Consider the following 12,401-nt stretch of genomic DNA (forward strand, 5'->3'; position numbering starts at 1 on the left):
GTGCTTATAACGCTGCACTCTGCCGTTCTTTTGCAGGTCGTTGTAGAATTTCCGGATCTAGATGGTGGTCAGTTTTTCCAGTGGAACATTTCCGAGGCCAGGGATGATGTGCTTGTCGATATAGTTCAAATAGTAGTCTTTGGTTTTCTCCCGAAGCCGAGGCTCGGCGTAGACCTCGTACCACATTTTTATCCAACTCTCCACTGCGTGGGTGCCGCTTCGGTTCATGTCCAGCCGCTGGCTGTCTGCGATGGCCTTTTTCAGCTTTTCTTTTACTTCACCTTGCGTCTTACCTAAAACGTTTTTGTAGATGATTTTGCCTGTAGCCGAATCATGACCAGCGGTATATCTCCCCTCCCAGCGGCCGTCCTTCCGCTTGCGGATACTACCCTCACCGTTAGCCCTGCGCCAATCTGAAGCCAAAGATAAAACTATCCAGACTGGTATTCTCCCGCAGCTCATCCACTAAGTCAGCCAATCCGAACTGAACCCCAAGAGTTAGGCAGAAGCAGGCGGAAAAGGCGATTCAAGCGGCTGTGAGCGCTTGGACAGCCGGCGGTAAGCCATTGAATCTCTGTTTGCCCCTGTAGTTATTGTAGCAGTCGAGATATGCAACAAGTTCAGTCTTGAAATGCTCCTGAAAAGAAGGTGTCCGAAGGGCTGTATTGGTCATGTCAGCAGGAAAATGACTGCGGCAATCTCCGCTTTGCTTCGGGATGGACAACCGCACCAGCCTGTCTTGCCGCGCGCCAGATAACCAGCCGCATCATTTCAGATGGTCTCCGCAGAGGCTCAGCTCTTTTCGCCCTTTTTCCGATACTGTCCTATACACACAAAATGTAATTTAGCCCCTTGACAAGCCCATCGCCAACTGCTTCAAAATCGTACTTTCCTTCGTTTCTTCCGGCGGTTTCTGTGTTACCAGGCTGATGTCACCAGGATACTTTTCTTGCAATTGACGCGAAAGTGTCGTATGCTAAAAAAAACGGGCAGAGGGGGCTGGTAGGGTGAATCAGCGGGTGCAACTGTACAGAAGGCCGGCGTTCACACGGGCCTGCAAGGTGTTTTTACTGGCTCTGTTGGTCGGGCTGTCACTGACAGCGTATATAGAGAAGAATCGCGCCCAGCAGGAGCAGGAACGGATGGGCTATATTGCCAGATCCATCGGTTCGGGAGCCTATGAGATCATGATATCCGAGATGAGCAAAACCCGTGTTCTGGAAGCCTATTTGATACAGACCGGCGGCGAATATGCGGGATTCGACAGGATCGCCGGGATCCTTCTGCAGGATGACTATGTGCGGAACGTCCTCTTCGCGCCAGATGGTATCGTGGACAAAGTGTTTCCGTTGGCAAACAATGAGGCAGTCATCGGGCTGAATATGTATGGAGAGGGTGCCGGCAACAAGGAAGCGCAGGCCGCCATTGAAAAAAAGGAACTGTATATTGCAGGTCCCTTTGAACTGATCCAGGGCGGCCTTGGCATTGCCGGACGGCTGCCGGTGTTTTTGCGGGATGAAAGCGGTGCGTCGAACTTCTGGGGCATCGTCTCAGTGACGCTGGTTTTCCCGGATGTTCTCTCCGAAAGCGGCATCGACCGGGTGAATCCTCAGGGCTTTGCCTGCGAGGTCTGGCGCATCAACCCGGATACCGGCGTACGCCAGACGATCCTGGAGTCGGAACAGCCCATTCCCGAGGGGCGGACGACTGTAGATTACCAACAGACATTGTACAACGCGGTGTGGACGGTGTCCGTCGCCCCTCTGCGCCCCTGGTACGCCAGCAGCAGCCTGTGGCTGAGCATAGGACTGAGCCTCCTGGTGGGTCTCCTGGCGGCATTGGGCATCTACAACGCGGAAAAGCTGCGGCTATTGAAAGCGGAGGAATCTCACCGGGAGATTCAGCGGCTGCAAGAACAACTGGAGTACGAGCAGGGCAATATGCTGCTGAGCCAGATCCGCTCCCACTTCTTCTATCACACCCTCAATTCCCTGCAGGCACTGATCGTTCTGCAGCCGGATGCCGCTTATAAGATGGCAGGCGACTTTTCCCGCTACCTGCGGTTTAATTTGGATTCCGTCACCGCGGACGGCGGCGTAGGCTCTTTCCGGGATGAGCTGCGGGCCGTGCGCGCCTATGCGGACATCAACCAGCAGCAGCTGGGGGACCGGCTGAAAATGGTCTACGATATCCCGGACGCCGACTTCCAGATTCCGCTTCTGACCATCCAGCCAGTGGTGGAAAACGCCATTCTCCACGGTATCAAGCCCAAGGTGGGCGGAGGGACGGTCACTTTGAGTTTAGAGGAGTTCGCGGATAGCTGGCGCGTCACGGTGGACGACGACGGCGTTGGTTTCGACCTGGAGTCCGCCAAGGCCAAGGAGTCCATCGGCCTTGAGAACGTGCGGCAGCGTCTGGCCCGGTTTTCCGGCTGCGGAATGCGGATCATAAGCATCCCGGGAACTGGAACGAAAGTCATTCTGACATATAAAAAATTTGAAAAAATTGGTGAAAAGCAATAGCAGCTCCATGAAGCGTACGGTTTCCGTACGCTTCATTTGTTACAATAGAAAAAGAAAGCGGAGGTGACCGCTGTTGAAAACGATCCTGGTGGACGATATGCTGCTGGATCTGCAGCTGTTTGAACTCAAATGCGCGGATATGCCGGACTTCGAGATCGTTGGCAAGTTCACAGATCCCCATGCCGCCATTGAATATGCCTGCGGCCATGTGGTGGACTTTGCCCTGCTGGACATCGATATGCCTGGCATGAGCGGCATCCAGCTGGCTCAGGAACTGCGGCGGCTCAGAAAGGATATTATCATCGTGTTTGCCACGGCACATCCAAAATTTGCGGTGGACGCGCTTAAAATGAAGGCCGATTACATCATCTTCAAGCCCTTCGACCGGGAGGATATCGCTGATGTGATGGAGCGGGCTAAGCTGCTGCGCCGGAGGCAGCACAAGCGCATTTATTTTCATACCTTCGGGGCTTTCGATATGTTGGTGGACGGGGAGCCGGTGCGGTTCCGGTCTGGCAAGGCCAAGGAGCTGATGGCGCTGTGCGTGTTTCGGGAGGGCCGGCCTGTATCCATCCATGAAATCGTAGAGAACCTGTGGGGCGAGGATGCCGACGGCGCCGGCTACCGCCGAACCATCAAGGACCTGGCGGACTCTCTGCGGGACTGCGGTGCGGAGGAGATGTTTCTGCGCAGCCGGGGAAGCCTGCGGGTGCGGATAGACCTGGCGGATTCCGACTACCAGGACTTTATGAATGGGGATGAGGACGCCATCTGCCAATATCAAGGTGTGTTTATGCAGCAGTACTCCTGGGCAGAGTCCATGGTCTACGTGCTACAGGAGAAAAAAGAGCTGATGCTTGCCCGCAGAGAGAAGCGGCGCAGCCATAAGGAGGGATAAGGCATTGGACGAATTTCTGAGAATGGAACACGTCAGCAAACGGTTCGGTGACTTCTACGCCAACAGGGACATCAACCTGTCTATCCGGAAGGGCGAGGTACATACCCTGCTGGGAGAGAACGGGGCCGGTAAATCCACGCTGATGAATGTGCTCATCGGCTTGTACCAGCCCACGGAGGGCACCATCTATCTGAACGGACAGGCGGTCCGCATCGATTCGCCCGCCCAGGCGGTGCGTCTGGGCATCGGCATGGTGCACCAGCATTTCATGCTGGTGGAGGCCATGACGGTATTCGAGAACATCATCCTGGGCGACCGGAACACCAAGGGCATTTTCATCAACAAAGAAGCCCGTAAAAAGGAGATCCTGGAACTGGCGGAGCGTTACGGCCTGGATGTGGAACTGGACAAATCCATCACAGAGATCGCCGTGGGCGCCCAGCAGCGCGTGGAGATCCTGAAGGCCCTGTATCGCGGTGCTGAGCTGCTGATCCTAGACGAACCCTCCGCCGCCCTGACGGACATCGAGGTGGAAGGCCTTTTCAAGATCATGCGGAAGCTGACGGAAGAGGGCAAGAGCATCATCTTCATCAGTCACAAAATGCGGGAAGTGCTGCGCATCTCTGACCGTATTACCATCCTGCGGGCCGGTGAAGTGGTCACCACCCTGGAGCGGTCTCAGACTGACGGACAGGAGTTGGCCAATCTGATGATCGGCCGGGAGCTGGCCCCCTCCCACTATGGGAAGGTGGAGGATCCGGGCAGTCCTGTCATCCAGCTGCGGAGCGTGGATTACCATAAGGATTCTAAGCACGCCGGGCTCAACGGCGTCTCCCTGACGGTGGGCCGGGGCGAGATCGTGGGCATTGCCGGCGTGGATGGCAACGGTCAGAGCCAGCTGGCACAGGTGGTCACCGGTGTGCTGACACCCGACGCTGGTGAAGTAGACATGAAGGGTTCCAAGGTGGCCCAGTTCACGCCCCATGGCTTTATCCTGGAAAGTGTGTCCCATATCCCTGAGGACCGGAATAAAATGGGCCTGATCGGCAATATGTCCGTGAAGGACAACATCGTGCTCAAGTCCACGGATTCCCCGGAGTTCTCCAGTGCCAGAGGCTATCATCTGAAGAAAAAAGCCATCCGGGACTATGCTTTGAAAATGCAGGAAAAGTACGACATCCGCTGCACCTCCATTGAGCAGGAGACCCGAAACCTCTCCGGCGGCAATCAGCAGAAGGTCATCCTGGCCCGGGAGCTGGAGGGCCATCCCGACCTGCTGGTGGCGGTCCACCCCACCCGCGGTCTGGACATCGGCGCCACACGTTTTGTCCATGACACCATGATCGAAGCCCGGGACAAGGGCTGCGGCGTACTGCTGATCTCCGCGGACTTCGACGAGATCCTGGAGGTCTCCGACCGTATCGTGGTCATGTTCGAGGGCCAGATTATGGGGGTGTTCTCCGGCAAGAATCCTCCCATTGAGGAGATCAGCCTGGCCATGGCCGGCAAGTAAGGAGGGGGAAAAGAATGAAAAACAACAGCAAGCTGGCCAACTTTCTGGTGCCTGTCATCTCCATCCTGCTGGCCTTTGTCATCGGCTGTGTCATTATGGCAGTGCTGGGTGCCAATCCCTTTGTGGCGCTTCAATCCCTGTGGATCGGCGCTTTCGGCAGCCTTCGCAATGTAGGTACAACTCTGGCCCGCTCCACTCCCCTGATCTTCACCTCTCTCTGCGCCTGCTTTGCCTACCGCTGCGGCGTGTTCAACCTGGGCGGCGAGGGCCAGTTCCTGATGGGTTCCATCGTCTGCTGCTACATCGCAACCAAAAGCGGCATCGAGGGCCTGCCCGCCATTCTGCTCTGCCTCCTGGGCGGCACGGCGGCAGGCGGAGCGTGGGCGCTGGTGGCTGGCCTTTTGAAGGTCTATCGGAATCAAAATGAAATGATCATCACCATCATGCTCAACTATGTGGCGACGCTGCTGATGGGCGTGGTGTACACCAATTGGCTTCGGGATGGCAGTGTGCCTCAGACGGCGTCCGTACCCGACGCCGATAAGCTCAGCCGCTTGTTCGGCCTTCGGATCACCTCCGCCTTCGTGATCGCTATCGCAGTGGGGCTGCTGATCTATTACTTCCTGTTCTATACCTCCAAGGGCTTCCAGCTCCGGGCCGTGGGCCTGAACATGACGGCCGCAGAGTTCAACGGCTTTGCCGTGAAGCGGTACATCCTGCTGAGCTTCATTGTCTCCGGCGCTATCGCGGGCCTGGGCGGCAGCGCCGAGCTGCTGGGCACCCAATTCCGCCTCATCAATGGGTTCGGCGCGGGCTACGGCTTTGACGGCGTGGCCATGGCCCTCATCGGCCAGCTCCATCCTCTGGCGACTATCCTGGTAGCCATCTTCTTTGCGGCACTGCGGGTCGGCTCTACCACTATGCAGGCAGCCACCGGCGTCCCCACCAGTGTGTCTGATATCATTCAAGCCCTGGTCATTGTGTTCACTGTGGCGGGCCTTGCCATGGTAAAGCTCCCCCAGTTCAAGGCGTTTTTGGGCCGGATGGCCGATAAAACACAGAAGGAGGCCGTGTGATATGGATTGGGAATTTATATCGAATCTGCTCCTTGCCAGTGTTCGTATGGCAACGCCGCTGATCTTTCTGGCCTTGGCGGAGCTGTACTCTCAGCGGGCCGGCCTGGTCCATATCGGGCTGGAGGGCCTCGCCGCCATCGGCTCTCTGGTGGGCTTTTTGGTGAGCCTCATCACCGGAAGTCCCCTGCTGGGCGTGGCGGCCGGTGCGGCAGTGGGCATCCTGGTAAACATGATCTACGCCTACGCCACCATCAATCTCTGCGCCGAACAGATCGTCTACGGCATGGCCATCAACATTTTCGCTCCGGCGCTGGCGTCTTTCATCTATCGGGTCTACTTCGGCGCTGGCAGCGAACTGGTGCAGGTGGCGTTGATGCGTTCCCTGGCCGCCATCCTGGGCGTCACGCCGCAGAGCTTCCTGCTGAAGCTGCTGCTGGATCAGCCTCCCATGGTGTATCTGGCCTATGCGCTGGTGCTCTTCACTGCCGTCTATTTCAACAGAACCAAATCCGGCCTGAACTTCAAGGCCGTTGGTGAGTATCCCAAGGCGTCCGCCACCCTGGGCATCAATGTGATCGGCGTCAAATACGCCGCCAGTGTCATTTGCGGCGCACTGGCTGGCATCGGCGGCGCCTACCTCACCACCTGTTATGCCACCACCTACACCGACGGCAATGTGGCCGGCCGCGGCTTCATCGCCTTGGCCGCCGTTATCTTCGGCCGTTGGAGTGCCGGCGGTGTGCTGCTGGCCTGCCTGTTTTTTGGTTTCTGTGACGCACTGCAGATCCGCCTCCAAGTGGGCAGCTATGGCATCCCCTACCAGTTCTTCCAGATGATCCCCTACATTGCCACCGTGGTGGTGCTGGCGCTCATCGGCATGAAAAAGGCCGGTCCCAAGGGCGTCGGCAAGCCCTATCTCCGCGAGGAGCGGTAAACCGGGATAACCGCTGCAGATGCGGCTGTTATGGATACATTCACTATCAATCAAAATTGGAATCGGAGGAATGAAAAGATGAAAAAACTGTTTGCACTGCTCTTGACCATGGCAATGGTCCTGTCTCTGGCCGCCTGCGGCGGCAAGACCGAAGCCCCCGCTGACGATGATAAGACGCCCTCCACGGAAACCGAGAAGCCCGCTGACTCCGGCAAAACCTACAAGGTCGCCATGATCTGCGACTCCAGCATCTCCGACGGCGGCTGGGGCATGGCCTGCTACAACGCCATGATGGACGCCGCCGAGAAGCACGGCTGGGAAACCACCTATTCCGACAGCATCGACCAGTCCGCTTACTATGACAACATCGTCTCCTACTGCGACCTGGGCTATGACCTGATTTACGCCCCAGGCAACCAGTACACCGATGCGGTGCTCCAGGCCGCCGAGGAGTATCCCGATGTGGCCTTCGCCCTGCTGAACGGCGCCGACTCCACCCCCGCCGAGGCTGTCAACGGCAATGTCACTTCTCTGCTGCCCAACGCCACCCAGATCGGCTGGATCGCCGGTGCCCTGGCTGGTTTGATGACTGAGAGCAACACCATTGCCTTCATCGGCGGCATGGAGCTGGATACCACCAAAGGCAAGTACGAGGGCTACAAGGAAGCTGCCGCTTATGTAGGTGCCCAGGAAGGCAAGGAAGTCAAAACTCTGGATATCGTGTACTCCAACTCCTTCTCCGCCTCCGATAAGGGCATCGAGTTTGCCAAGGCCATGATGGACCAGGGTGCCGATGTATTCTTCGGCGACGCCTCCGCCGTCGACTCCGGCGCCCGTCAAGCCATTGACGAAGTCAACGCCGCTGCCGGCTCCGTGAAGGTTTACGACATTGCCCAGCCCTCCGACTCTTTGGGCCAGAACGAGTGCATCATCTGCAGCCAGGTGACCGACAACTCCGGCCTGGTAGGTCTGAGCATGGAGGCCGTGGAAAACGGTACTTTCGGCGGTGAGACCATCTACGGAACCCTGCAGAATGGTGTTCTGTCCGCCGGCGCCATCAGCGAGCTGGTGCCCGCTGAGATTGCCGAAAAGTATCAGGGCTATTTGTCTCAGATGGCCGACGATTCCTTTATGAAGTAAGCAAAACACGGTATATAAGCAACTATGGACACCCTGGAGATTATTTTCGGGGCGTCCCTGGTTACTTTCCAAAAGTCTGGTGGCATACTCCCCTGCTTCCACAACATTTCGCTTTTGGAGTTGCGTGAATAACCGTACATGTTCTGAATATTTCGATGCAAAAACAAAACGGACGAATGTGCTATGGCGCATCCGTCCGTTTTGTTTTTACATCACCGCACTATAACATTTCTGATGGTCTCCGGCGTGGCGCGGACATACCCTTCATATTGTTTGCTTATTCCCTCCGCATTTGGTGGAGATACGTCCTTTTCATTATTTATTGCGGCGCAAAATTTGAGGTGCAGACCTATGTCCGCACCTCTCTTACATCATTTTCTGTCCTTTCTCATGGTCATCTGCTTTGTGTCCCATGGCGATCTTCTTTTCCCGCTCTTTGGCAAGTGCCTTTCTGTCACCTCGCTGACGTTGCGTAGTGCTGTCCATCACCTGATCCTCGGTTTCACCCTCCAGTTTGGACAGCAGGTGGATGATCTCCTCCGTTACCGCACCAGGATCCGCATCAGGATGGTGAACACCGTGGATACCGCTGCCGCTCCATATCGGAGAGTTTCCTCATAAACTCGTCGCGCATCTTCCCAGCCTGTTGGTTCTCCTCCTTCATCGCTTTCAAGACTTCTCCCATGGACCGATACATCTGCCGGTTGTACTCCTGCACTTGGTCTATCCAATTCGTTAGCTCCTCTGCCGTTGCCAGCAAGTTCAGGCTCTCTTTGGTCGCCAATTCCACCATAGATATTCGGATGTGCTCCTGCAATGCCAGCGTTCTCCGCAGCACCTCCTCCAGCCGTTCCACTGTCTGCATGGGTATTGTGTAAAGGACGCTGGGCTGCTGGTCCATCAGTGTCGGGGGCATCTGTGCTCGCTGTTCCAAACTGGTTAATGCGCTGTTGTGCTGCTCGCCGCCGCATCTGTTCTAAGATTTTCGGCGTGAAGTGGAGCTTCTGCCCTGTGTCCGGATGGACGGAATTCACGATGAAATGGGAGTGCAGATGCTCTGTGTCGATATGGGGCGCTAACTTAATGGCATCCCAAATTACGATTCAAAACCCGTATTTTACCTATGATGGAGATTACACCCCGGTTTTTGAGGGGCTGGATCTCCAGATAGACATCAACTGGAAGATGGGCTTGGTGGGCCGGAACGGCCGGGGAAAGAGCACCCTCCTCCGCTTCCTAGCGGGGGGAACTAAAGGGAATCGGGAGAATTTCCAACCGCCAGCCTTGCCCGCGCTTGCCCGGGCCGGTGGCGCATTCGGAACGTCGGACCTTGGATATCCTGCTGGAAAATGTACCGCCTGGGAAGGAGTGGCGGCTGATCTGAGAGTTGTCCAACCTGGACATGAGGAAGGAGGTGCTGGATTGTCCCTTTGCCACTCTCAGCGGCGGCGAACAGACTCGGACCCTGCTGGCAGTCCTCTTTTTTGGCGAGGGGGCGTACCCTATGCTCGACGAGACCACCAACCATCTGGATGGCCCAGTCTGAGCGCTGGTGGCCAACTACCTTCGGAAGCTGGATCGCGGCTTTCTCCTGGTATCCCACGACCGAGCCTTTCTGGACGGCTGTGTAGACCACCACATCCTGGCTCTGAACCAAACCGGGCCGGAGCTGGTGCGTGGGACTTTTTCCACCTGGTTTCGGGATAAAGAAGACCGGGACCGGGGAGAGCAAGCCAAAAACGAGAAGCTTAAAGGGGATATCCGCCGCCTGGAACAGGCCGCTAATCAGACTTCCGTTTGGTCTGACATGGTAGAGAAAATCAAACACAGCACCAGAAATTCCAGCTTGCGCCCAGAAAGGGGCTTTATCGGCCACAAGTCGGCCTAGATGATGCGGCGAGCAAAACATCTGGAGTATCGCAGCAGAAGGCTGTTGAGGAAAAATCTGATCTGCTCAAGGATGTGGAGCGGGCTGACAGCCTCAGGCTGACGTCCTTAACTTATCATAGTGACCTACTGCTGGAGGGGCGGGACCTGTCCATCGCCTACCCTGGGATGTCCGGAAGGCCCGCTAGCTTCTCACTTGATCAGGGAGACCGCCTATGCCTGGACGGCGGCAACGGTTTCGGAAAATCCAGCCTGCTCCGGCTGGTTCTGGGAGAGGAGGTGCCTCACACTAGGTTCCTCCGGCAGGCGTCAGGTATGGTGATTTCCTATGTCCCCCAGAAGGCGGCGCATCTCCAGGACGCCCCTGTGACTTGGGCGGAGGCGCAGAACATTGATTTGACCCAATTCCTCACTATCCTGCGCAAGCTGGACTTCTCTCAGGAACTCTTCGTGCAGGATATGGCCGGGTACAGCGCCGGGCAGCGGAAAAAGGTACTGCTTGCCACCAGCCTGTGTCAAAGCGCCCATCTATATGTGGGGGACGAGCCACTGAACTATATCGGCCTGTTTTCCAGGATACAGATCGAAGAGCTTTTGATGGAGTACCGGCCCACCCTCCTTTTTGTGGAACATGACCAAGTGTTTCAGGAGAAGATTGCAACAAAGACCGTAGAGCTATGGAACCACTGATTTAATCCATGGGACAAATCAATCTCACATTTTCCCTTGACAACAGCTTTAGAAATACCATTTTTATGTTTGTGCATAGTTTTGTGTGGGGCAACCGCTTGATCCACACATAGAAATATAGAAAAATATTAAGAAAGCATTGGGAATATTTGGGCAATGGAATTAGTCGTCATAGCCATACAGGCTCCATATCCATAGCGGTAATGCAGATAAACTCGCTCTTGGTCATATAGACCCCAGCAGCTTCATCCTAAACATGTTACTTTTCCTATTTGGAACGCCCCAGAGGAAATACTCCATTTATGTGATTGGATTTTCCTGTCTTAAACGAAGAATTGATAAACTTTTCGAAAAAGACTCAACCCGCTCAATTTGTTCAGTCTGATTCCATAAGTTGCTCTTTTATATTTTAACTCACATATGTATTTTGCCTATTACAGTGCAGAATCTGTACCGTAAGCGATACTATCAAAATTTTTCTATTTTTGAGAGCGCCTATCTATTTCAGAATACCTCCTATCTATGTTTTCGTGTAAATTGAAGAGTTGGTATCCCGACTTCCGAACAAGGTAAAGCAGCAAGATACTGCCATTCCTTGTCGAATCATCAAAGGCACCAGAAATTTTTATGTTCATGCCTATGGTTCCATTGATATTCTCTCGGTATGGGATATGCTGAACCGCGATATTCCGGCATTAGAACTAGTCTATGAGCGCATTTTACAGTCCCGACCCATAACCTGACCCAGAACAGAAAAACGTGAGCGGAGGCAATGGAGCGTAACGTGTCAACGGGAAACCACAGCCACGCCTAACAAGGCCAGAAAATGTCCGAAAGCATGATTTGGAGCCTCATACGCATCTTCACACGCAGAAGGCCCGTGTGCCCGATTCGGGCACGATTCATTGCACCACCGTTTCCATTCCCGCGGCCTGGAGCTTCCGGTCGAAGCCGCCGCCCCGGTAGACGAACACCAGCGTCCGCACCTGCTCATGGGTCAGGTCGATGACGTCGCCGTTGCCCTCCGGGTCGCTGCCGTCGCCCTGGATGATCCCGGCGGTCATCAGCTGCCCGATGACCGGCCGGAACTTCTCCGGGATGTCCTTCAGATATTTGTAAACCATGGTCTCCTCCCCGTCAAATTTGGGCCTCCACGCGCCCAGGATGTATTTGTTGGAGCGGATGCGCTCCATGACCTCGCCGCCGTTGGAATCGCTCTTGCCGGACGTGTTGCCCTCAATGGCCCGCACGCCGGACGGCAGCGCCGCTGTCACAAGGCCGCAGTGGTCCGTGGCTGCGCCGCCGGGAAAATCGTAGATCACCACGTCCCCTGGCCGGTATCCGCCCGTCACCCACTGTCCCGCCGCCCGGGCCGCCCCCAGGAACTGGCCGCAGGAGGCGGTCCTGACAGGCAGCGGTACGCCCGCCTGGGCAAATACCCACTGCACGAACATCATGCACCAGGGATACCCGTTCAGGCCATACCATGCCCCGTATTTGGTCCTGTTGGAGCCTGCAGGGGATTCCCGGTATCCCAGCTCTGCCCGGGCCAGGGCCAGCAGCTCAGATACACAGGCCATTTACCCCTCCACCTCCGGCAGGCCCGCCACGCTGGTCAGCATGGACAGCACGCCCGCCAGGGCCGACGCGGAGGCCACCATGAGCCAGTTGACCTCCCCCAGCACCGCGGCGGTGCCGATGGTGGCAACGGCGGTCTGGGCCACGGTCTTGACGGCCCGGA

General features: G+C 56.1%; 14 protein-coding genes and 1 pseudogene. 10 read left to right on the forward strand and 5 right to left on the reverse strand.

Translation table 11 applies throughout. The annotated features are described in order from the left end of the window. Nucleotides 1-57: 57 nt before the first annotated feature. Entirely contained in the window at nucleotides 58-423 is a 366-nt protein-coding gene (locus tag Q0Z69_RS15070; RefSeq protein ID WP_298035222.1) for a hypothetical protein, read from the reverse strand. Nucleotides 424-1,007: 584 nt separating this feature from the next. Here Q0Z69_RS15070 and Q0Z69_RS15075 point away from each other — a divergent pair. The 6 genes from Q0Z69_RS15075 to Q0Z69_RS15100 all read left to right on the forward strand — a co-directional run bounded on the left by Q0Z69_RS15075 (nucleotide 1,008) and on the right by Q0Z69_RS15100 (nucleotide 8,083). Next, nucleotides 1,008-2,522, forward strand: coding sequence for a histidine kinase (locus Q0Z69_RS15075; RefSeq protein ID WP_298035223.1), 1,515 nt, complete (start codon nucleotides 1,008-1,010; stop codon nucleotides 2,520-2,522). A 73-nt stretch (nucleotides 2,523-2,595) separates the two neighbouring features. Further along, entirely contained in the window at nucleotides 2,596-3,420 is an 825-nt protein-coding gene (locus Q0Z69_RS15080; protein WP_298035224.1) for a response regulator, read from the forward strand. Between the two features lie 4 nt (nucleotides 3,421-3,424). Continuing rightward, entirely contained in the window at nucleotides 3,425-4,933 is a 1,509-nt protein-coding gene (locus Q0Z69_RS15085; protein ID WP_298035225.1) for an ABC transporter ATP-binding protein, read from the forward strand. Between the two features lie 14 nt (nucleotides 4,934-4,947). Then, on the forward strand, nucleotides 4,948-6,009 hold the full coding sequence (locus Q0Z69_RS15090) for an ABC transporter permease (RefSeq protein ID WP_298035226.1): 1,062 nt from the start codon (nucleotides 4,948-4,950) through the stop codon (nucleotides 6,007-6,009). 1 nt (nucleotide 6,010) lies between these two features. Then, nucleotides 6,011-6,943, forward strand: coding sequence for an ABC transporter permease (locus Q0Z69_RS15095; protein ID WP_298035227.1), 933 nt, complete (start codon nucleotides 6,011-6,013; stop codon nucleotides 6,941-6,943). A gap of 78 nt (nucleotides 6,944-7,021) precedes the next feature. Continuing rightward, complete coding sequence (locus Q0Z69_RS15100; protein ID WP_298035228.1) at nucleotides 7,022-8,083, forward strand: BMP family ABC transporter substrate-binding protein; 1,062 nt, start codon at nucleotides 7,022-7,024, stop codon at nucleotides 8,081-8,083. Nucleotides 8,084-8,645: 562 nt separating this feature from the next. Here Q0Z69_RS15100 and Q0Z69_RS15105 read toward each other — a convergent pair. Then, nucleotides 8,646-8,999 carry a hypothetical protein gene (locus Q0Z69_RS15105; RefSeq protein WP_298035229.1) on the reverse strand — a complete coding sequence of 118 codons (354 nt, stop codon included), beginning with the start codon at nucleotides 8,997-8,999 and terminating at the stop codon, nucleotides 8,646-8,648. 61 nt (nucleotides 9,000-9,060) lie between these two features. Next, nucleotides 9,061-9,186, reverse strand: a pseudogene (locus Q0Z69_RS16945) (relaxase/mobilization nuclease domain-containing protein); the annotation flags it as partial. Between the two features lie 284 nt (nucleotides 9,187-9,470). Between Q0Z69_RS16945 and Q0Z69_RS15110 the strand changes: the two are divergent. The 4 genes from Q0Z69_RS15110 to Q0Z69_RS16950 all read left to right on the forward strand — a co-directional run bounded on the left by Q0Z69_RS15110 (nucleotide 9,471) and on the right by Q0Z69_RS16950 (nucleotide 11,403). Next, nucleotides 9,471-9,629 carry a hypothetical protein gene (locus Q0Z69_RS15110; protein WP_298035233.1) on the forward strand — a complete coding sequence of 53 codons (159 nt, stop codon included), beginning with the start codon at nucleotides 9,471-9,473 and terminating at the stop codon, nucleotides 9,627-9,629. A 6-nt stretch (nucleotides 9,630-9,635) separates the two neighbouring features. After that, nucleotides 9,636-9,971 (forward strand): hypothetical protein, encoded by a 336-nt coding sequence (locus tag Q0Z69_RS15115; RefSeq protein ID WP_298035234.1) that lies wholly within the window; start codon nucleotides 9,636-9,638, stop codon nucleotides 9,969-9,971. A 167-nt stretch (nucleotides 9,972-10,138) separates the two neighbouring features. Beyond that, nucleotides 10,139-10,660 (forward strand): ATP-binding cassette domain-containing protein, encoded by a 522-nt coding sequence (locus tag Q0Z69_RS15120; protein ID WP_298035231.1) that lies wholly within the window; start codon nucleotides 10,139-10,141, stop codon nucleotides 10,658-10,660. A 545-nt stretch (nucleotides 10,661-11,205) separates the two neighbouring features. After that, nucleotides 11,206-11,403: a HepT-like ribonuclease domain-containing protein gene (locus tag Q0Z69_RS16950; RefSeq protein WP_367272335.1), complete on the forward strand. Its 198-nt coding sequence runs from the start codon at nucleotides 11,206-11,208 to the stop codon at nucleotides 11,401-11,403. A gap of 159 nt (nucleotides 11,404-11,562) precedes the next feature. Here the strand turns inward: Q0Z69_RS16950 and Q0Z69_RS15125 are convergent, their stop codons facing one another. Beyond that, nucleotides 11,563-12,240 (reverse strand): CHAP domain-containing protein, encoded by a 678-nt coding sequence (locus Q0Z69_RS15125; protein WP_298035230.1) that lies wholly within the window; start codon nucleotides 12,238-12,240, stop codon nucleotides 11,563-11,565. After that, a partial coding sequence (locus Q0Z69_RS15130; RefSeq protein ID WP_298035232.1) for a holin occupies nucleotides 12,241-12,401 on the reverse strand: 161 nt, incomplete at its 5' end. It abuts the gene before it with no gap.

The sequence above is a fragment of the uncultured Dysosmobacter sp. genome, assembly GCF_947631165.1.
Taxonomy (GTDB): domain Bacteria; phylum Bacillota; class Clostridia; order Oscillospirales; family Oscillospiraceae; genus Oscillibacter.

Excerpts from the sequence above, each read along its gene's own strand:
- Q0Z69_RS15090 (WP_298035226.1), top strand. The coding sequence starts at position 4,948 with ATGAAAAACAACAGCAAGCTGGCCAACTTTCTGGTGCCTGTCATCTCC.
- Q0Z69_RS15095 (WP_298035227.1), top strand. The coding sequence starts at position 6,011 with ATGGATTGGGAATTTATATCGAATCTGCTCCTTGCCAGTGTTCGTATG.
- Q0Z69_RS15125 (WP_298035230.1), bottom strand. The coding sequence starts at position 12,240 with ATGGCCTGTGTATCTGAGCTGCTGGCCCTGGCCCGGGCAGAGCTGGGA.
- Q0Z69_RS15120 (WP_298035231.1), top strand. The coding sequence starts at position 10,139 with ATGTCCGGAAGGCCCGCTAGCTTCTCACTTGATCAGGGAGACCGCCTA.
- Q0Z69_RS15105 (WP_298035229.1), bottom strand. The coding sequence starts at position 8,999 with ATGCCCCCGACACTGATGGACCAGCAGCCCAGCGTCCTTTACACAATA.
- Q0Z69_RS15100 (WP_298035228.1), top strand. The coding sequence starts at position 7,022 with ATGAAAAAACTGTTTGCACTGCTCTTGACCATGGCAATGGTCCTGTCT.